At 69.5% G+C, this 17,925-nt stretch carries 19 protein-coding genes and 1 riboswitch; of the genes, 8 read left to right on the top strand and 11 right to left on the bottom strand.

Going from position 1 to position 17,925, the window contains the following annotated elements:
• Positions 1-141: 141 nt before the first annotated feature.
• Together ACFVN5_RS04555 and ACFVN5_RS04550 are read right to left on the bottom strand one after the other, a co-directional pair.
• Entirely contained in the window at positions 142-798 is a 657-nt protein-coding gene (locus tag ACFVN5_RS04555) for a response regulator (protein WP_376953535.1), read from the bottom strand.
• Positions 795-1,901, bottom strand: coding sequence for a sensor histidine kinase (locus ACFVN5_RS04550; protein ID WP_376953533.1), 1,107 nt, complete (start codon positions 1,899-1,901; stop codon positions 795-797). Before ACFVN5_RS04550 ends, ACFVN5_RS04555 begins: the two co-directional genes overlap by 4 nt.
• A 128-nt stretch (positions 1,902-2,029) precedes the next feature.
• Here ACFVN5_RS04550 and ACFVN5_RS04545 point away from each other — a divergent pair, with 128 nt between their 5' ends.
• Entirely contained in the window at positions 2,030-2,989 is a 960-nt protein-coding gene (locus tag ACFVN5_RS04545) for a hypothetical protein (RefSeq protein ID WP_376953531.1), read from the top strand.
• Here ACFVN5_RS04545 and ACFVN5_RS04540 read toward each other — a convergent pair.
• Positions 2,919-3,416 (bottom strand): MarR family winged helix-turn-helix transcriptional regulator, encoded by a 498-nt coding sequence (locus ACFVN5_RS04540; RefSeq protein ID WP_376953529.1) that lies wholly within the window; start codon positions 3,414-3,416, stop codon positions 2,919-2,921. The two genes, ACFVN5_RS04545 and ACFVN5_RS04540, sit on opposite strands and share 71 nt — an antisense overlap.
• Before the next feature lie 59 nt (positions 3,417-3,475).
• On the opposite strand from ACFVN5_RS04540, the gene ACFVN5_RS04535 reads away from it, so the two are divergent.
• Positions 3,476-3,844 (top strand): VOC family protein, encoded by a 369-nt coding sequence (locus ACFVN5_RS04535; RefSeq protein ID WP_376953526.1) that lies wholly within the window; start codon positions 3,476-3,478, stop codon positions 3,842-3,844.
• A 153-nt stretch (positions 3,845-3,997) separates the two neighbouring features.
• Complete coding sequence (locus tag ACFVN5_RS04530) at positions 3,998-4,456, top strand: hypothetical protein (RefSeq protein WP_376953524.1); 459 nt, start codon at positions 3,998-4,000, stop codon at positions 4,454-4,456.
• A gap of 51 nt (positions 4,457-4,507) precedes the next feature.
• Here the strand turns inward: ACFVN5_RS04530 and ACFVN5_RS04525 are convergent, their stop codons facing one another.
• Positions 4,508-5,896 (bottom strand): MFS transporter, encoded by a 1,389-nt coding sequence (locus ACFVN5_RS04525; protein WP_376953522.1) that lies wholly within the window; start codon positions 5,894-5,896, stop codon positions 4,508-4,510.
• Positions 5,897-6,153: 257 nt separating this feature from the next.
• Here ACFVN5_RS04525 and ACFVN5_RS04520 point away from each other — a divergent pair, with 257 nt between their 5' ends.
• Complete coding sequence (locus ACFVN5_RS04520; RefSeq protein ID WP_376953519.1) at positions 6,154-6,357, top strand: hypothetical protein; 204 nt, start codon at positions 6,154-6,156, stop codon at positions 6,355-6,357.
• A gap of 50 nt (positions 6,358-6,407) precedes the next feature.
• Here ACFVN5_RS04520 and ACFVN5_RS04515 read toward each other — a convergent pair whose 3' ends face one another.
• Positions 6,408-6,941 (bottom strand): hypothetical protein, encoded by a 534-nt coding sequence (locus tag ACFVN5_RS04515; RefSeq protein WP_376953517.1) that lies wholly within the window; start codon positions 6,939-6,941, stop codon positions 6,408-6,410.
• 30 nt (positions 6,942-6,971) lie between these two features.
• A riboswitch (SAM riboswitch) is annotated at positions 6,972-7,086 on the bottom strand.
• A gap of 221 nt (positions 7,087-7,307) precedes the next feature.
• Between ACFVN5_RS04515 and ACFVN5_RS04510 the strand changes: the two genes are divergently transcribed.
• A complete protein-coding gene (locus tag ACFVN5_RS04510) occupies positions 7,308-8,990 on the top strand; it encodes a histone-like nucleoid-structuring protein Lsr2 (RefSeq protein WP_376953515.1) in 1,683 nt (560 codons plus the stop codon).
• A gap of 132 nt (positions 8,991-9,122) precedes the next feature.
• Positions 9,123-9,929 (top strand): nuclease-related domain-containing protein, encoded by an 807-nt coding sequence (locus tag ACFVN5_RS04505; RefSeq protein ID WP_376953514.1) that lies wholly within the window; start codon positions 9,123-9,125, stop codon positions 9,927-9,929.
• Positions 9,930-9,935: 6 nt separating this feature from the next.
• Here the strand turns inward: ACFVN5_RS04505 and ACFVN5_RS04500 are convergent, their stop codons facing one another.
• Complete coding sequence (locus ACFVN5_RS04500) at positions 9,936-10,367, bottom strand: DUF1761 domain-containing protein (protein WP_376953513.1); 432 nt, start codon at positions 10,365-10,367, stop codon at positions 9,936-9,938.
• Between the two features lie 175 nt (positions 10,368-10,542).
• On the opposite strand from ACFVN5_RS04500, the gene ACFVN5_RS04495 reads away from it, so the two are divergent.
• Positions 10,543-10,722: a hypothetical protein gene (locus tag ACFVN5_RS04495; RefSeq protein WP_376953511.1), complete on the top strand. Its 180-nt coding sequence runs from the start codon at positions 10,543-10,545 to the stop codon at positions 10,720-10,722.
• The gene (locus tag ACFVN5_RS04490; RefSeq protein ID WP_376953509.1) at positions 10,683-12,320 is read left to right on the top strand and encodes a DUF222 domain-containing protein; all 1,638 of its coding nucleotides are present in this window, start codon (positions 10,683-10,685) and stop codon (positions 12,318-12,320) included. Before ACFVN5_RS04495 ends, ACFVN5_RS04490 begins: the two co-directional genes overlap by 40 nt.
• 64 nt (positions 12,321-12,384) lie before the next feature.
• On the opposite strand, the gene ACFVN5_RS04485 is transcribed toward ACFVN5_RS04490, so the two are convergent.
• The 5 genes from ACFVN5_RS04485 to ACFVN5_RS04465 form a co-directional block, all read right to left on the bottom strand.
• On the bottom strand, positions 12,385-13,386 hold the full coding sequence (locus ACFVN5_RS04485) for a glycosyl hydrolase family 32 (protein WP_376953508.1): 1,002 nt from the start codon (positions 13,384-13,386) through the stop codon (positions 12,385-12,387).
• A gap of 195 nt (positions 13,387-13,581) precedes the next feature.
• The gene (locus ACFVN5_RS04480) at positions 13,582-14,634 is read right to left on the bottom strand and encodes a LacI family DNA-binding transcriptional regulator (RefSeq protein WP_376953506.1); all 1,053 of its coding nucleotides are present in this window, start codon (positions 14,632-14,634) and stop codon (positions 13,582-13,584) included.
• A 106-nt stretch (positions 14,635-14,740) separates the two neighbouring features.
• Entirely contained in the window at positions 14,741-16,165 is a 1,425-nt protein-coding gene (locus tag ACFVN5_RS04475) for a NosD domain-containing protein (protein ID WP_376953504.1), read from the bottom strand.
• A gap of 26 nt (positions 16,166-16,191) precedes the next feature.
• Entirely contained in the window at positions 16,192-17,031 is an 840-nt protein-coding gene (locus ACFVN5_RS04470; RefSeq protein WP_376953502.1) for a carbohydrate ABC transporter permease, read from the bottom strand.
• Complete coding sequence (locus ACFVN5_RS04465; RefSeq protein WP_376954312.1) at positions 17,028-17,912, bottom strand: carbohydrate ABC transporter permease; 885 nt, start codon at positions 17,910-17,912, stop codon at positions 17,028-17,030. Before ACFVN5_RS04465 ends, ACFVN5_RS04470 begins: the two co-directional genes overlap by 4 nt.
• Positions 17,913-17,925: the final 13 nt, after the last annotated feature.

Below are 17,925 nucleotides of genomic sequence, written 5' to 3'. Positions count from 1 at the left end.
ATCATAAGTTCGCCGTTCGCGACTCGCCATGGAGCGGACCCCAAGCCAAGGACACGACACAGTTTCAGCCCGCAGCGCCGCTCACGGCGAGCGGACTCATAAACGAATGCGAGCGCTCCGCGGCATCCGATCGGATCGCCGCTACGGACGCAACCCCGCATCGAACGCCGCGACGATCGCCGCAGCCCGGTCGCGCGCGCCGAGCTTCATGAAGATCGCCGAGACGTGCGACTTCACGGTGCGCTCCCCCACGTGCAGCTGCGCCGCGATCTCGCGGTTGTTCGCCCCGCGGCAGATTCGACGCAGCACCTCGAGCTCGCGCGGGGTCAGCTGCTCGAGCGCACGGCTCGCCGCCGGAGATGCCGGCGCGCGGTCCTTCGCGCGCGCCAGCACCCGGGGAAGCACCCGTGGGTCCAGCCAGGCACCCCCGGCGGCAACAACACGCACCGCGGCGATCAGATCTTCGGCCGGGCTGTCCTTGAGCACGAAGCCCGCGGCCCCGGCGGTCAGCGCTCCCCAGAGCACGGCGTCGTCGTCGAACGTCGTGAGGGCGAGCACCGGCGGGGACGCCGAGACGGCTCGGAGCTGCCGCGTGGCCTCGGGTCCGTCCATCCGCGGCATCCGTACGTCCATCAGCACGAGGTCGGGCTGGTGAGCGCGAACCGCCGGCAGCACGCCCGTGCCGTCGGCGCATTCGGCGACCACCGAGAGGTCGGGTTCGGCGCCGAGGATGAGCGCGAGTCCGGCTCGCACCATGGCCTGGTCGTCGACGAGCACGAGCCGGAGCGGCGCGCTCACGAGGCACCCCCGACGGGAAGCCGGCACTCGACGACCCACGAGTCGCCCTCGGGTCCGCTGCTGAGCTCGCCGCCGAGCGAGGCGGTCTGCTCCCGCAGCCCGACGAGTCCGTAGCCGTCGGGACCGGCATCCGTCGAGCCCGAAGGGAACTCGTTCGAGACGCGGGCGACGATGGCGTGGTCGTCGATCCCGACCTCCACAGTGGCCGACGCCCCGGGAGCGCTGTGTCGGGCGGCGTTCGCGAGCGCCTCCTGCACGACCCGGTAGAGCGTGATCCGGAGGGGCAGCGACAGGGGTTCGGCGGTGCCGCTGACCTTCAGCTCCACCGGAAGCCCGGCCGAGCGATAGGTCGTCACGAGTCGCTCGAGGTCCAGGGATGCCGCGTCGGACTCGTCGTCATCCCGGAGCATCCCGACGGCCCCGCGAATGGCGTCGAGACTCTCGCGCGACACCCGTTCGGCCTCGATGAGGGCCGCCTCGGCGGCATCCGGATTCTTGCGCAGCACACGACGTGCCCCGCCGACGTGGAGCACGACGACCGTCAGCGAATGCGCCACGAGGTCGTGCACGTCGCGAGCGATCCGATGCCGTTCTTCGCGCGCCGCGGCATCCGCCAGCTCCCCTTCGGCCGCGCGCAGCTCGTCGGTCAACCGCGTGGCGCGCCGCAGGAGCACGCCCACGAGCACGCTGAACGCGCCGCCGAACGCGAAGTAGATCGCGCCGACATCCCATTCGACTCCGAACAGGAACGGCACGAACGGGATCGCCATGACGACGACGGTGACCGTGCCGACCAGCCAGCGGTCGTCGGACCTGCTGGCGAGCCGGCTGGCGGCGGCGAAGCTGACGAAGAGCGCCGCCCCGATCTCGGAGAGCGCGATGACGGGCACCACCGGGACGATCGCGAGCGTCACGAAGGCGAGCTGCGGGAGTTCGACGCCGAAGACGAGCAGGGCCCAGGGCAGCAAGGCGACCAGCATCGCCACCACGACCACGGGGTCGAACTGCGCACCGACCACGGCCAGCACCGCGGCGACGAGGGCGATCCCGGCGTAGACGAGGTCGGTGACCCGTGAACCCGCCCCGACTGAAGCCCGCATCATGCGTCGCTCCTCTCGGCTCTCGCCTCAACGAAACCGTATCGGACGGGTTCACGCCTCGTCCCGTGGTACGAGAACGAGGCGTTCCACGGTGCGATGACGGCCGGATGCCGCGAGCGGAGCATCGGGGCATGACCACCTCGATCCCCACCACCACGCTTCCCCGTTCCTCCTCCCGCACGTCGGCAGCGGGCACCGTGCTCGCGATCGGCGCCGGCCTCAGCGCGGTCGCGTTCGCGATCGCGGTCGTCGGCCTCATCGTCGACCCGACCGTGATCACGGGGGCTCCCGCCTGGATGAAGCCGGCCAAGTTCTCGTTCTCGATCGCGATCTACCTGCTGACGCTGCGCTGGATCCTGTCGCACGTTCGGGGCCACGCTCGGCTGCTGACCGTCCTCAGCACGGTCATCGCGGTCGCCCTCGTCGCCGAGATCGTGCTCGTCGAGCTGCAGGTCCTCCGCGGCACGACGAGCCACTACAACGAATCCACCGACCTGGATGCCGCGGTCTGGTACGCCATGGGCGGCATCGTGTCGTTCGTGCTGATCGCGACCATCGCCGCCGGCGTGCTCGCGCTGCGACAGCGCGGCCTCGACGCCGGACTGGCAGCCGGGCTCCGCTGGGGAATCGGCATCTGCGTCCTCGGCATGCTCGCCGCGGTCACGATGATCTTCAACAAGGGGTGGAACGATTCCGGCGGTCACACCGTCGGAGCGGCGGACGGCGGCGCCGGAATGCCGATCACCGGCTGGAGCCTCGAGCACGGCGACCTGCGCGTGGGCCACTTCGTCGGGCTGCACGCCCTGCAGGTGCTGCCGCTGCTCGCCTGGGCGCTGCGGCGATGGACGCGCCTGGACGCGACGACCCGCGCGCGGCTGCTGCAGGTGGCGGGGGCGAGCTACACCGCGGTCGTGCTGCTCGTCACCTGGCAGGCGCTTCGCGGGCAGAGCGTCGTTCGCCCCGACGGTGAGACCCTGTTGGTCTTCGCTGCAATCGCCGCTCTCGCTGCGGTGGCCACGATCACGGTGCTGCGGCGGAGCCCTCGGCGATCCCAGTTGGTTGACGAGCAGGGCTCTCGTTCAGCGCCGTGATGGTGGCGGTGAGCAGCGCCCGCAGCGCCTCCTGCTGATCGGCATCGAGCCGGGCGTGCATCTGCTCCTCGACTGCCTGAGCCGCCGAGCTCGCCACCGTGAGTCGCTCGCGTCCGAGCTTTGTCAGCTGCGCCGGCATTGCGCGGCCGCCGGTCGGCGGCTCAACGGGGCGGGAGACCAACCCGTCGCGTTCGAGGCCGTGCAGCAGCACGTTCATCGACTGCCTGGTCACGAACGCACCGCGGGCGAGCTCGGAGTTCGAGAGCCCGGGTCGTTGGGCGAGCAACTCGAGGCATGCGTACTGCGGCACGGTCAGGCCGAGCGGCCGCAGCGCGGCATCCATCGATGATCGCAGCGTGCTTGCCGCCTGCTTGAGCAGGTAGCCGAGTGAAGCGTCCAGGTCGACGCCCGTGTGGATTTGCCCCATGTCAGTAGTCTGACATACCGTTCTTTATGTCAATACTCTGACACTCAAGGAGGCTCCACATGTCCGCCATCGGACCCGACTTCATCTCGCTGCAGGTGCGCGACCTCGAGCGCTCGGCCGCGTTCTACGAACAGCACCTCGGCCTCGATCGTGCCGAGGTCTCGCCGCCCCACGCGGTCGTCTTCGCCACCCAGCCCATCCCCTTCGCGGTGCGGGAACCGCTGCCGGGCTTCGACCTCGACTCGCTCGCCCAGCCGGGCGCCGGCATCGGCCTCTGGGTTCGCGCCCACGACGTGCAGCGGATGCACGACCATCTCGTCAGCAGCGGCGCCGCGATCACGTCCGCTCCCATCGACGGCCCCTTCGGGCGCACGTTCACCTTCGCCGACCCCGACGGGTACCAGGTCACGATCCACGAGCGGGGCTGAGCGACGACTATGGCGACGGATGCCGCGCGCGAGCGCTTGGCCGTCGCGATCTGCCTCGGTCGAGTCACCGCGGACACCACCGTTGCCGCACACGGGAGCCCGGAGTAGATTCCGGACCGCTGGGCTGTTCTCTTGCCGGAAGGGGCGATCGAGATGGCTGATGGAGCATCCGAACTCGAACCGACGGTCGAGATCACCGAGGCCGAGTACCCCGAGATCATGCGAATCCTCGCGTCGGACGGGGAGGCCGACGTGTATCTGCGAAGCGCCGGCGTTGCATCGGAGGGGTTCGACGTCGAGACGGACCCCGGACCGGGCGGCCCGTGCGCCGGCGAGCGCGCGGCGCTCGGAAATGCACTGCTTTACGTGGTCGAGGTCGGCGAAGTGACCGATGCATCGGAGTCGGAGGGGGCGATCACCCTCCCGGCGTCCGCCGCCGCGTCGCTGATGGCCTCGCTGACCGAGGTGAGCAACGAAGGCCTCCGAGTGGCCGACTGCCTGGGAGCGACGAATCCGGATGCGGCGGCTGCACTTCGGGAGCGATTCGAGCTGCTCGGCCTCGATGTCGATCGTCTCCGGCGGACGGCCGAGCGGCGGTCGACGGGCGCCTGAAGCCAGGTGACCGTCCGAGCGGCGTAGGCCGTCCGGGCGATCGCAACCACGTCAGGCGACGCTCGGGACGAGCTCGCTGGCGGATCGAATCCGCTCCTCGCCGTCGTCCTCGACGGCTCGTCCCGCTGCCGGAGCCCCGCCCGCGTCGATCGGGTTCGCGATCTCGTCGCGCGTCATCCGTGCCGCGATGATCGCGACGACGCCGATCACTAGGGGCGCGATCCCTGCGACGAGGAACACCACCGGCAGCCCGAGCGACTCCCCCGCCGGACCGGCGACGGCCATCGAGATCGGCATGAACGCGAGCGAGACGAAGAAGTCGAGGCTCGAGACGCGGCCGAGCATCTCCGGCGGGACGCGGCGCTGCAGCAGCGTGCCCCAGATCACCACACCGCCGTTGAAGGCCGCGCCGACCAGGAACGCCGCGATCGCCATGACCCACATCTGGTCGGTCAGGCCGAACACCGCCAGCGGGAGGCATCCGAACGCCCAGAGCAGGTTCATCACGGTGAGGTAGCGGCGCGGCATCCGGAGCGATGCGATGATGGCCGAGCCGACCGCACCGCCGATGCCGAACGCCGCCAGGATCAGAGCGTGATCGTCGGGGCCGCCGGCGGCCCGGTCCTTGATCACGAATGGGACGAGCACCTCGAACGGCCCCATGATCAGGAAGATCAGCAGCGACGCGAAGGTCAGCGTGCCGAGCAGCCACGGCGTGCGCACAATGTAGCGGAAGCCAGCGGCCACGTCGACGAGCAGGGCGACGGCCGGATGCCGCGGGGCGGCGTTGCCCGCGCCGTCGTTCGCGCCCGCATCCGCGTTCGCACGCTCGGGGCGCTCGCCGCGCAGCGGCACTTCGGGCACCCTCAGGATGAACACGACCGCCGCGACGCTGGTCAGCGCAGCCACGGCGAGAGCGGCACCCGGCGACGCGATCGCAATCAGCGCGCTCGCGAGCGCCGGCCCGCCGGCCTGCATGAGCACCGGACGCGCCATGCCCTCGAAGCCGTTCGCGGCCATGAGCTGGTCCTCGGGCAGCACGCTCGGCAGCAGCGCCGAGTACGCGGGGTAATAGAGGCCGGCCATGACGCCGCCGACGAACGCGACTGCCGCGAGCTGCCACGCCTCGAGGGCACCGGCGAGCGACAGCAGTGCGACGATGCCGACACTGGCGGCCCTCACGACCTCGACGACGAGCAGGATGCGGCGCTGCGACATCCGATCGGCGAGTGCACCGCCGAGCAGCGTGGTCAGCAGCATGCCCACTGCGGATGCCCCGGCGACGAGGGACAGCTCGGCCGCGCCGCCGCCGATCGCGACGATCTGCCAGACGAGCGCGACCATCCAGATGCCGGCGCCCACCATCGACGCCACGAGCGCGGCGGCGAGCCAGCGGTAGGCCGGGTTGCGGAGGGGCCGGAGTGCCCGGGGTGTTGACATGATGTCGTCTCCTAGGTCGTCGCTCTGCTTGAGCTTCGTTTCCTGCCCGAAGCAGATGCCTCGAACGGATGCTTCTACTCATGCGTCGAACGGGGAGACGGAAGATCGACACCTTGCCCGTGGGAGTCCCTAGCTGGTTCGTCGTGCCACTGTCGTGGGCTTGTGGCACGATGTCCTTCACATCGCTCCTTCCTTTGAATCCGCGCCGCACTCCTGCGGCCGGTTGTCGTACCACGACATGAAACGAAGGAAGCAACATGACCCAGCAGCAGATCGCCGTGGCCCGCGTGGCCGAGTTCCTCGACCTGAACTATCCGTGCCGATGCACGGATCCGGAGTGCCCCGGCAATGAGGACGAAGCGTTCTTCATCGTCGACATCGTGATCGAGACGCTGCTGCCCGATGCACACGCACGCATCCGGTCGCTGCAGCAGCAGCTCACGACCGCGCTCGGGTACTGAATGCCGGCCGGCCGCCTCGCAACGAGTGTCGCGAGGCGGCCGCTTCGGACTCAGGACGACATGAGCGTGCCGCCGTCGAGGTCGATGATCGCGCCGCCCGGCCACGCGCTACGGTCACCGTCGACGATCAGGTCGAGCGCACGTTGCGGCGTGACGCCGGAGCGAAGCAGCGGCTTCCAGTCCGTCCAGTGGTCCGCGATCAGCACGATCGTCGGATATCCGAAGCGCTGCGTGTCGATCACGAGGCGGCCGTCGCCCTTCTCGAGCATCGTCGTCAGCCGCCGATCGACGCAGAGTCGCAGCAGGTACCAGTCGTTCGCCGTGAAGCCGATGCGGTGGAAGTCGTCGGCCTGCCACGCCCACTGGTGCACGGTGCTCGCACGGTCCGACCTGATGATCTTCGCGGTCCAGGCCATTCTCGCTGCGCCCGGGAAGAAGGTCGGGAAGTCCAGCAGCGCCCGGCACCAGTCCAGGCGCAGCGAATTGGGCACGGAGCCCCACGGGTCTTTCTCTCGCTTCCGCGTGTATCCGGGCGATCGCCTCAGCGCCTCGACGGCCGTCTCGAAGTCCCTGTATACGTGCATGGTTCACTCCTCGCTCGGAGGCGCGTCACCTCCGTCGACTTGCCCGAGACGGATGCCGCGGGCCGGTTCTTCCCCTGGGGCACCCCGCTCGACGGAGGGGGTTGCCGGGCAGCCGGCCAGGTACCGACAGCTGCCACTCGTGAACCTGAAGAAGACGTTAGCGTGCGCCGCCGACACGCTACGTGGGATCAGCTCGAACGCGTCCCAGCGACGCCTCGCTCTCGTGACGGATCGAGGGCGCGGCCATACGGAATCGGAACAATCACGGGGTCGGCGGAAGGGGCCGCGTGTCGAGGGCGCGAGCCATGCGCGGGTACCGGAAGATGAGCGAGACCCCCGCTGAACCCTTCCCTACGAAAGAACAGCATGAGCTTCTTCGACTGGCTTTTCGGCCGAACCGACCGCCGCCAGCCTGCCCCTCAGCGCCAGCCGGCCCCTCCGCGCCAGCCCGCTTCTCCGCCCCAGCCTGCGCCTCCCCGCCAGACGGATGCCGGTCTACTCGAGCAGCTCATACCGGCCTTCGCGATCATCGACGTCGAGACGACGGGACTCTCCCCCAAGACCAGTCGCGTGCTCGAGCTCGCCGTCGTCCGCGTGGACGCGCAAGGCGTGATCGTCGATGAATGGACGAGCCGCTTCAACCCTCAGGGACCCGTCGGAGCAACGCACATCCATGGAATCACCGATGCGGATGTCGCAGACGCGCCGCTGTTTCGCGACCTTGCGGGAGACGTCGCTGGTCGACTGAAGGGCCTGCCGATCGCGGCCCACAATGCCCGGTTCGATCTCTCCTTCCTTCGTGCGGAGTTCACGCTTGCCGGCTGGGAGTTGCCCGAGCTGGCGTCGTACTGCACCCTCAACGGCAGCCGTCACTACCTGCCCGATATGGACCGCAGGCGCTTGGCCGATTGTTGTTGGGCGACGGGCGTCACGTTGAGCAACGCACACTCGGCGCTCGGCGACGCGAGAGCGACCGCCGGTCTGCTTCGGCACTATCTCGCTGGAGGGTCAGGACGAGCAGTCCATCGCGATCTGCTCGACCTCCCACAGCAAGCTCGAGTGCTTTCGTGGCCGTCAGGGCCGGTGCGCGAGCCTCGGATGCCCTCGGCTGCAGCGGTACCGATTAACAGCTGGCCGATCCGTGTCACTCCGCCTCGTCCGATGCAGCCGCCGCTCCTGCAGCAACTGTCGGGGCTGAGCCTGCTCGACGTGCTCGACGAGGGCGCTCCTGAGGGCACGATGACCTACCTCGAGACGCTCCTCGAGGCGCTCGAGGACGGCGAGATCTCCCACGAGGAGGCGGTCGTGCTGAACGACCACGCCGCGATCTACGAACTGAACGCTGCCGACATCCGAGCCGCGAACCGGGCCTTCGTGCTTGCGCTCGCACATCGGGCCCTCGACGACGGTCATGTGTCGAACGACGAGCGAACCCAGTTGAACGGGGTCGCGGAACTGCTCGACGTCGACTCGGCCGCAGTGTCCGAGATCATCAAGCAGGCGGATGCTTCGCGGGCTGCACGCCTTGGCGCTGCCCTCCAGGCACTTCCGGTTGACTGGACGCATGGCGAGCCGCTCCGTGTGGGGCACAAGGTCGCGTTCACCGGTTGCGACGAAGCGATGCGGGATCGGTTGGAGCGACGCGCTTCGGAGCTCGGCGTGCGAGTCATGGGCAACGTCTCACGCATGACGGCGATGCTCGTCTCCGACGGATCCTTCGCCGGAACGAAGCTGCGCAGGGCACTCGAGTTGAACACCCGACTCGTCGATCCCGCCACGTTCGAAAAGCTGCTCGCACACCTGCAGCCGGCGGAGGCGTCGTCGTCATCGAGGAATCCGGCACGCTCGTCCGCGCCTGACTCTCCAGAACGAATCAGCCCGATCCCCGACCAGGATGCTGCGGCCGCGTCCGCTGCCTACTCGGGCCCGTCGCCGGCATTGATCCGCAGGTGGGCGCTTGAGAACGGGTACTCGGTGGGTGTTCGCGGACGCCTGCCGCAGGAGGTCGTCGAAGCATTCCAAACCGCCACAGGCAGTGCAGCAAGCTGACGGACGCCTCTGTAGCCGATTTGCATTCTGCATCGCGGACTGGGAACCCCCGATGGGGGACTCCCCATTGGGTCACCCCATTGGGAGGATCGAGCGACCCTACCGCCGACCGAAACCGAGACCCGCGCGCCCATGACGAACGAGCCAACCGTCGACCAGTCGCTCGGGCTGCGCCCGCCCGCGACATCCGTCATCGGCGAGTGCCTTCGCATACAGTCGACTGTGACGCCGAACAACGCAGCCCAGCGGCTGTTCGGGGTCTCGCCGCTCGGGCGTGAGGCCGAGCCCTGGTACGTCGGCGCGCTCGGCGAGCTCGAGGTGGCGCGGCGGCTCGACACGCTCGGACCGGGTTGGTATGTGCTGCACTCGGTGCCGATCGGCACCGGCGCGAGCGACCTGGACCACGTCGTCATCGGACCCGCCGGGGTGTTCACGATCAACACCAAGCATCACCGCGGCCAGAACGTGTGGCTGGGCGCCAAGCGCCTGCTCGTGAACGGGCAGCGCACCGACCACCTGCGCAACGCTGCGTTCGAGGCGAGGCGCACGTCGAAGCTGCTGTCGGTCGCCGCGCGGATGCTCGTCGACGTGACGCCGATCGTCGCGATCGTCGGCGCCAAGGGAATGACGGTGCGCGAGCGGCCGACCGACGTCGCCGTGCTACGCGAGTACGAACTGGTGCGCTGGCTGCAGCGTCAGCCGGTCACACTCACGCCCGAGCAGGTGCGGCACGTCGCCACGGTCGCGGCTCGGCCCGCGGCGTGGAAGCGGACGCCGGAGGTCGAGGCCGTGGATCACGCTGCGTTCGACCGGCTCCATGCGGCGGTCGGTCGCGCCCGGCGACGTCGGATCCTGTGGGTGCTCGCGGCGGTCGCCGCGATGCCGTTCGTGTTCGTCACGGCGTCGTTGGCCGCGATGAGCGCGCTATTGACTCGGTAGACGCCCTCAGACCGTGCCCGCCGTCGGCCAGAGCCCGATGATGAGGCCCATCACGACGAAGGTCACGAGCTCGTGCAGGATGTTCAGCAGCGTGAGCGACCACGGCCGACCCTCGAACGCGTCGTGGGTGATGAAACGGGCGGCGGTGAAGCCCGCCCACAGGATCAGCGCCGTCAGGAGCGCCGACCACAGGTAGCTGCCGCCGTAGAAGTGCCACGCGATCGTCGAGGCGCCCGCCAGCACCCAGGCCGACACGAAGCTCACGAGCACGGTCACGACGAGCGGCAGCACCGCGCTCGCGCCCGGGCGGTCCATGTCGACCTTCGCGAGCTTCGCCCAACGGGTTCCGAACACGCCACGCGCGTACCAGATCGCGCCGACGGCCATGCTCGAGGCCGTCGCCAGCAGCACCGCCCAGTAGTTGATCTCGGGAACCATGTCCGCCCTCCTCATCGCGGGCGAGCCGCCCGTCCGAGCGGCAGCGTACTGCCGCGCCGAGGCTCGCGGGTTTGCAGCGCGCCGAATGACACGGCGGGCGGATGCCACGGCATCCGTCGACCCTGACACCCGAGCAGGGGCAGCACATCGCGACGGTCGCGGCCCGGCCGCCGGCGTGGCAGCGGATGCCGGGGTCGACGTCGTCGATCTTGCCGCGTTCGATCGACTGCACTCCGCCGTCGGGCGTGCGCGCCGGCTGCGGCAGCTCTGTGCTGCCGCAATTGTGGCGGCCATCCCGGTTGCCTTCGTCGTGCTGTGGTCGGCGGCGCCTTCGATCCTGATTCCCGCGAGCTGAGGATCCTGCCGGTTTGCCCGAATCGGTTCACGGCCGCACCGTGGTCGTCGCACTCATCACCGTTCTCCTCGTCTTCCGCGCACTCGTCCTCCTCGCACTCGTCCTCCACAGGGGCGCTCCGCTCACAGTTGTCCACAGCGAATATGCCTGATCAGGAGGGCTATCGGTCCCGTTCGAATGTCAGTGGGTCGATGCAAAATGGAGTCATGAAGCAGCCGTTGCAGCCCCTCGCGCATGACGTCGAGGAGCTGCGGGCGGCGTGGGCCGGTGCGATGCCCGCGCTCGGCGCGATCGAGGGGTCGACCCAGGTCGAGGTCGAGCAGATGAGCGACGAGGGGCTGGTTCGCGTGACCGACTCGCTCGCGCGCCTGCGACGCGATGCCGAAGGGCTGCTCGCGCGCGTGGCCGCCGAGGTGTCGAAGCGGTCGAGCCGCGACTCGGGCGAGTCCAGCCTTGCGAGAGCGCAAGGATTCCACAGTCCGGTGCGGCTCATCGCCGCATCGACTGGCGCATCGAGAACGGATGCCGCGCGGCTGATCGCCGTCGGCACCGCGACGGCCGAGCGCCAGAGCATCAGCGGTGAGCGGCTCCCGTCGAGGCATCCCCACGTCGCCGGGGCGCTCGATTCGGGCGCCATCGGTGTCGACGCGGCATCCGCGATCACCGCCATGCTCGATCGCGTGCGCATGCGTGCCGATCCGGTGCTGGCCGACTCCACCGAAGCGGTGCTGGTGGACCTCGCCGGCAGGGTTCCGCTCGAGCTGCTCATGCGCGGCATCCGCGAAGCCGAGGCGAGGCTCGACCGCGATGGCGTCGAACCGCGCGAGGAGGAACTCCGCAGCGAACGGTCGCTCACCATCCGGCAGGACACCGCGGGCATGGTGCACCTGCATGCGCGCCTCGATCCCGAGAATGCGGCCCCGGTCAAGGCCGCGATCGAGGCGCTCGTGAGCGATGTGCTCCGACGCCGCGAGCCCGCCGAGGTGGATTCGGGCGTCGTGGTCGACGACCAGCGCTCGATCCCGCAGATACAGGCCGATGCGCTCGCAGCGCTCGCCCGACATGCCCTCGGCTGCGAGCAGACACTCGCGCCGCTCGCGAAGACGACCGTCGTCATCCGGCTGGACCTCGACACCCTCCGGGACGGCCTCGGCCACGCCAGCATCGATGGCATCGACCAGCCCGTCTCAGCGGGAACCGCCCGGCGCATGTCGGCGGATGCGCAGCTCATCCCCGCCGTTCTCGGCGGCGAAAGCATTCCGCTCGACCTCGGCCGCTCGGCCCGACTCTTCAGCCGTGCGCAGCGCCTCGCCCTCGCCGAGCGCGACGGCGGCTGCGCCTCGTGCGGCCAGAACATCGCCTACGTCGACGCCCACCACATCCGGTGGTGGGAACGCGATGCCGGGCCGACCGACCTGAGCAACGGTGTGATGCTCTGCAGCTTCTGCCACCACCAGATACATCGAGAAGGGTGGGACATCCGCGCCGGCCTCAGCGAGGTCTGGTTCATCCCGCCACCGCACGTCGACGTCACGCAGACGCCCCGGCTCGGCGGACGAGCCCGGTTCTCGCCGGCCCGAACCGACGTCGCGGCATGAGCTTCAGCGAGTCCAGCGTTTCACCTCGGTCGAGCGAGCAGGGCGACGCATCGCCTCCCAGCGATCAGGCATCCGCCCGCGCCTCGTCGGCCACAGTGACGTGCGAGGGCAGGCCCGCGGAATCCGTCGCCACGCTCAGCCGGCCGTCGACCCACGCGACCGGCATCGGGTCGGTGATCTCGCCGACCCAGGAACCGTCGGGCGTGGTGTTGCGGAATGCCATGAGCTGCCACCGACCATCGCGGTCGCGGATGAGGCGCCCGACGTACAGCGTCTCGTCCGCGAGTCGATAGGCGCTGGCGATGTCGAACGGTCCGGCCGGGTCGTCGACGTTCACGGCCCAGATGCCGCCGTGCTCCCCCGCCGCCCGGCGCTCGGCCGCGAGCTCCGAGCCGAGGCACGAGAAGAGCAGGACCCAGCGTCCATCCACCTGCTCGAGCTGCAGCACCTCGAGCTGGCCGAAGCCCGAGCCGGCGGTCGACAGTGGCGGCTCGGCGAGCCACTGCTCGAGGTCGGCCGACCACGCGGTGCCGACGACGCCCCGTGACGACGGCTCGCCGACGTTCGCGCGCGCGGTCACGAGCATCCGCCAGCCCTCGCCCGACGGATCGGGGAACACCCACGGGTCGCGCCACGCCTCGTCGGGCCAGGCGCCGTCGGCGAGTTGCTCGTACCAGCGGGGATCGGGCCCGACGAGGGCCCTGCCGGTCGTCGACCAGGTCATGAGGTCGTCGGAGGTCGCGACACCGATGCGCTGCACCAGACCGCCACCGGCGCGGTCGACGCCCGTGTAGAACATGCGCCAGGTGCCGCCGTCGCCGCGCACGACGGAGCCCGTCCAGGTCGCGAGGTCGTCGAAGGCCGGCGAGTCGGAGGGGACGATCGCGTCGGCGACCTCGGTCCAGTGCACGAGGTCGGTCGAGACGGCGTGCCCGATTGTCGCGCGCCAGTGGCGGCGGTCGGGGTCGTGCAGAGCCCGCGACGCCTTGAGGAAGAAGAGGTGGAAGCGGTCGCCGTCGTCGGCGAACCAGAAGTCCCACACCCAGGATGCGGCGAGTCGGAGCATGTGCGGAGGCCTTTCGTGTGCAGGGTTCGGGCGAGCCGTCGCGGCGTTGCGCGGGGGTCGACCCGGTGGAACAGGAGCAGGAGCAGGAGCAGGAGCAGGAGCAGGAGCAGGAGCAGGAGCAGGAGCCGGAGTAGGAGTGGGAACAGAATTCGGAGCGGAATTCGGAGCAGGGAGATACAGAACCGGACGCGCCAGTCAGCGCGCCGGCACGGCGATGGACCCGCGCTCGACGATCGGACACGGCAGCAGCGTCGGGAACGGCCCCGCGACCTCCGGCTCGTCGCGCCCCTCGATCATCGCGGCGAGCGTCGCGACCGCCCAAGCGCCCATCTCGTAATGCGGCAGCGCCACCGTCGACAGCGCCGGGAACAGGCTGCCCGCGATGGGCGCCTGGTCGTCGAAGCCGACGACCGAGACATCCGCCGGCACCGACAGCCCCAGCTCGGCCGCGGCGCGATAGGCGCCCATCGCCATGCGGTCGTTGTAGCAGAACACGACCGTCGGGCGGTCCTCGGCGCGGCGGCCCTCGTCGAGCAGCGCCATCGTCGCCTCGTAGCCGCCGGCCGCCTCGGACACCGCCTCGACGACATGCGCCGACGGGTCGAGCCCGGCGGCGATCATGCCGTCTCGGTAGCCGCGCAGGCGCCCGCGCGTGGCGGGCACATCCACCGAGGTCGCGGCGAAGGCGATGCGCCGGTGGCCCAGGCGCACGAGCAGGTCGATGACGGATGCCGCGCCCGCGCGCTCGTCGGGCATGATCGACGGCACCTCGCCGTCGCGGTCGCGCGCGCCGATGAGCACCGATGGCACGGCGTGCATCTGCTCGGGCAGGACCACCTCGTCGTGGTAGACGGTGGCGTAGATGATCCCGTCGACCTGCCGGTCGAGGAAGGCCTGCACCTCCGACGGCTCGACGTCGGGGTCGTGCCGCAGCGTCGAGTTGATGATCGCGAGCGTGAGGTTGTGCCGGCTCGCCTCCTCCTGCGCGCCGAGGATGATGCGACCGGCGTGGGGCGTGGTCGCGATCTCCTCGGTGAGCAGGCCCACCATGCCCGAGGCCTGCGTGCGAAGGCCACGCGCGAGCCGGTTCGGGTGGTAGCCGAGCCGGGCCGCGGCCTCGCGCACGCGTGACTTGGTCTCGTCGCTGGTGCGCGTGTGAGGGGTGTCGTTGAGCACGTGCGACACGGTCGTCACCGACACACCGGCGGCGGCCGCGACATCGCGGATTCCGACCTGCTTGCGAGGCATCCGTCTCCTCATCTCACCGCCTCCCTTCGTACCATCTCGAACCGCCTCGGGCCCGCGTCTTCGCCGACGCCGCGCCGCCGAGCAGCCTGTTCGTCAGGTGCATTCGTCACCGGATGCCGCCGCGGAGCGCCTGCAGGTCGGGCGACGCGCGCGTGAGCGCGCCGTCCCCCACCGGCGGCGTCGCCCGGACGGCGTTCACCGCGGTGTCGACGATGACCTGGTCGGCGCGGCCGGAATCGAGGATCGTGTTCCGCGTCGATGCGGCATCGACCAGGACGGCGGTCACCTCGAGCGCCTGGGACTCCTCCGCCAAGAGGGCGTCGACCTGGGCTTCGAAGGCCGAGTCGCTCGGCGTGGCGGTGACATCCATCGCCACGACGTGGTTGCCGGCGATGTAGTTGCCGTGTCCCTCGACGAGTCGGATGATCACGGGGGTCGCCCCCCTCGGTCGGATGCGACCGGATTTGACGACCTCCGAGATGTGGTTGCCGATCACGCTGTTGTTGCTGCCGCTGATGCTGAGCAGGCCCGCGACGTCGTCGAGCCCGTTGTCGATGCCGACGAAGGGCGTCCACGGCTCGTGGTCGCGCAGGAGGTGATTCGAGGCGACCAGGTTCTCGGAGCTGTCCGCCGCGAGCACGACCATGCCCGGGTAGAACGAGTGCAGGCGGTTGTTCGTCACGCTCGAACGCCGGACCCCGTGCAGGTGGATGCTGCTCGCACCGCGGGGGAAGACGTTGTTCGCGGTGATCAGCAGGCCGCCATGGTGTTCGGCGTAGATCGAGTGGCCGTCCGGGCCGGCTCCGATCAGGTTGTCGGTGATCTTCGATGCCTGCCCCCAGCCGCGCAGCTCGATGCAGTTCCCGCATTCCGCGATGAAGTTGTCGTGGATGGAGAGCGCGTCGGCGTTGCAGATCGTGATGGCGTGCTCGAGGTACACGAAGCCCATGCCGGTGATGCGCACCGAGTCGTTCGCCGTCTCGACGAAGACGCCGGTCCTGCCGTTGGCGTAGGAGTTCTCGGGATTGCCGCCGGCGCTATCGGCCGGGCCGCCGGCCGGCTCCTCCGGGCCGGCCGAGGCGAAGTGCAGCCCGTCGATGCAGAAGTCCACGAACTCCACCGAGCTGATCCTGGGGCTGCCGCTTCGCGCGACGCGGAAGGCCGCGCCATCCGCTTCGCTCCGGATGCGGTCGGCGGGGATGTCGACCATGATGCGGCTGCCCCCAGGCCACAGCTCGTGCAGCCCGGGCCACTCCCCTTCCGGCATGTTGAAGCGGATGCTCGACGAGGCGAACCCGTGCCCTGCGCCCTGGATGCGCAGGAAGCTGCGGTCGATGAGCACCTGCGTGCGAAGGCGGTAATCCCCGGGCGGGATGTGGATGACCGCGCCGGGCTTCCCCCGGCCGTCGGCGTGCGATTCGGCCTGGCGTGCCTTCACGTCGGCGATGATGCCGTTGATCACCGCGCCGATGTCGTCGTAGGGGTCGCCATGCGGCCAGGTCGTCACGTCGTAGGCGTTGCTGCCGGGCATGCGTTCTCCGTTCGGGTCTCGGTTCGTCAGCCCTTGACGGCGCCGAGGGTCAGTCCGGCGACGATGTGACGCTGGAGGATGAGGGTCAGCAGGATGACGGGAATGGAGTAGACCGCGGCGAGCGCCGTCATCCCGCCCCAGTCGAGGCCGAACTGCGTCTGGAAGTTCGCGATCACGATCGGCGTGGTCTGGGCCCGGACGCTGGTGAGCAGGAGGGCGAAGAGGAACTCGTTCCACGAGGCGAGGAACGCGAAGATCGCCGTGACGGCCATGCCGCCGGTGACCACGGGGATCACGACCCTCCAGAGCGCCTGCAGCCTGGTGCATCCGTCGACCTTCGCCGCTTCGTCGAGTTCGTCGGGTACCGCCTCGAAGAAGCTCGCCATGAGCCAGATCGACAGCGGGAGCGAGATCGTCGTGTGTGCGAGCGCCAGGCCGAACGAGGTGTCGGTGAGGCCCAGGTTGCGCATGACCTCGACGAGCGGGGCGCCGATCGCGATGGTCGGCACCATTCGGGTGACGAGCGCCGCGACGATGAACACTCGTCCGCTGGGCGTGCGGAAGCGCGTGATCGCGTACGCCGCGGGCACCGCGAGCACGAGCGAGAGCGCGGTGGAGATCACGGCCGTGATGACGCTGTTGACGAGCGCCGCCGGAACGCCCTGGTGGCTGAGCGCCGACTCGTAGTTGTCGAGCGTCCACACCTCGGGCATCACCGAGGGTGGAACGGCGATCGCGTCGAGCGGGGTCTTGAACGAGGTGAGCAGGAGGTAGGCGAACGGGAAGCCGTAGAGCACGATCGCGAAGGCGAGCAGTGCCCAGAGGATGACGCGACTCACGCGTGCGCGGGTCTCGAGGGGGTTCATCGTGCGTTCCCTCCCGGGCGCCAGATCAGTGCGATCGCCACGAGCGAGACCGCCAGCATCGCGATGAGGTAGACGGTGCCCATCGCGCTCGCCAGTCCGGGATCGCCGAAGCGGGTGAGCGTGCGGTAGATGAGCAGGCTGAGCGTCGTGGTGCTGCCCTGCGGGCCGCCGTCGGTCTGGATGATGATGATGTCGAAGGCTCGTGCCGCATCGATGCCGCGAACGATGAGCGCGACGGCGATCACGGGTCGCAGCAGGGGAATGATGACGCTGATCAGCAGTCGCCAGTAGTTCGCACCGTCGATCCGCGCGGCCTCGATCACGTCGCCGGGGATGTTCTGCAATCCGGCGAACAGCACCAGGGTGATGAACGACGTCGTGAGCCAGATGTCGGGCAGGGCGACCGAGAACAGCGCGATGTCGGGGTCGCTCAGCCACTGGATCTGGTCGGGCGACTGCAGGATGCCCCACTCGAACAGGAGCTGGTTCACGATGCCGAAGTTGTCGATCAGCAGGAATCGCCAGAGAAGGCCGGCCACGACGGGCGCGATCATGAGCGGGTACATGAAGAGGGTTCGGAACACGTTGGACTGGCGGCCCAGCGCCGTGAAGAGCAGCGCGACGGCGAGCCCGAGCAGGAACTCGGCCGTGACGACGATCACGGTGTAGACCACCGTGCGCCAGGCGGCGTTCTGGAAGGCTTCGGACCCGAACGCGGTCGCGTAGTTGTCGAATCCGACGAACTCCCGGGGGCCACCCGCGATGGGCGAGATCTCGAAGAAGCTGTCGGTGATGAACTTCACGAGCGGCCAGCCGACGAACACCGCGAGGAAGATCGCGGCCGGCATCATGAGCAGGAGTGCGAATCGCCGGTCGCTCATGGGGCGGCGTCGG

The sequence above is a fragment of the Agromyces sp. NPDC057865 genome (assembly GCF_042796995.1).
In the GTDB taxonomy this organism is placed as follows: domain Bacteria; phylum Actinomycetota; class Actinomycetes; order Actinomycetales; family Microbacteriaceae; genus Agromyces.
This window is presented reverse-complemented; position numbering and strand designations above follow the sequence as displayed.

Excerpts from the sequence above, each read along its gene's own strand:
- ACFVN5_RS04550 (WP_376953533.1), bottom strand. The coding sequence starts at position 1,901 with ATGATGCGGGCTTCAGTCGGGGCGGGTTCACGGGTCACCGACCTCGTC.
- ACFVN5_RS04545 (WP_376953531.1), top strand. The coding sequence starts at position 2,030 with ATGACCACCTCGATCCCCACCACCACGCTTCCCCGTTCCTCCTCCCGC.
- ACFVN5_RS04540 (WP_376953529.1), bottom strand. The coding sequence starts at position 3,416 with ATGGGGCAAATCCACACGGGCGTCGACCTGGACGCTTCACTCGGCTAC.
- ACFVN5_RS04535 (WP_376953526.1), top strand. The coding sequence starts at position 3,476 with ATGTCCGCCATCGGACCCGACTTCATCTCGCTGCAGGTGCGCGACCTC.
- ACFVN5_RS04530 (WP_376953524.1), top strand. The coding sequence starts at position 3,998 with ATGGCTGATGGAGCATCCGAACTCGAACCGACGGTCGAGATCACCGAG.
- ACFVN5_RS04525 (WP_376953522.1), bottom strand. The coding sequence starts at position 5,896 with ATGTCAACACCCCGGGCACTCCGGCCCCTCCGCAACCCGGCCTACCGC.
- ACFVN5_RS04520 (WP_376953519.1), top strand. The coding sequence starts at position 6,154 with ATGACCCAGCAGCAGATCGCCGTGGCCCGCGTGGCCGAGTTCCTCGAC.
- ACFVN5_RS04515 (WP_376953517.1), bottom strand. The coding sequence starts at position 6,941 with ATGCACGTATACAGGGACTTCGAGACGGCCGTCGAGGCGCTGAGGCGA.
- ACFVN5_RS04510 (WP_376953515.1), top strand. The coding sequence starts at position 7,308 with ATGAGCTTCTTCGACTGGCTTTTCGGCCGAACCGACCGCCGCCAGCCT.
- ACFVN5_RS04505 (WP_376953514.1), top strand. The coding sequence starts at position 9,123 with ATGACGAACGAGCCAACCGTCGACCAGTCGCTCGGGCTGCGCCCGCCC.
- ACFVN5_RS04500 (WP_376953513.1), bottom strand. The coding sequence starts at position 10,367 with ATGGTTCCCGAGATCAACTACTGGGCGGTGCTGCTGGCGACGGCCTCG.
- ACFVN5_RS04485 (WP_376953508.1), bottom strand. The coding sequence starts at position 13,386 with ATGCTCCGACTCGCCGCATCCTGGGTGTGGGACTTCTGGTTCGCCGAC.
- ACFVN5_RS04480 (WP_376953506.1), bottom strand. The coding sequence starts at position 14,634 with ATGCCTCGCAAGCAGGTCGGAATCCGCGATGTCGCGGCCGCCGCCGGT.
- ACFVN5_RS04475 (WP_376953504.1), bottom strand. The coding sequence starts at position 16,165 with ATGCCCGGCAGCAACGCCTACGACGTGACGACCTGGCCGCATGGCGAC.
- ACFVN5_RS04470 (WP_376953502.1), bottom strand. The coding sequence starts at position 17,031 with ATGAACCCCCTCGAGACCCGCGCACGCGTGAGTCGCGTCATCCTCTGG.
- ACFVN5_RS04465 (WP_376954312.1), bottom strand. The coding sequence starts at position 17,912 with ATGAGCGACCGGCGATTCGCACTCCTGCTCATGATGCCGGCCGCGATC.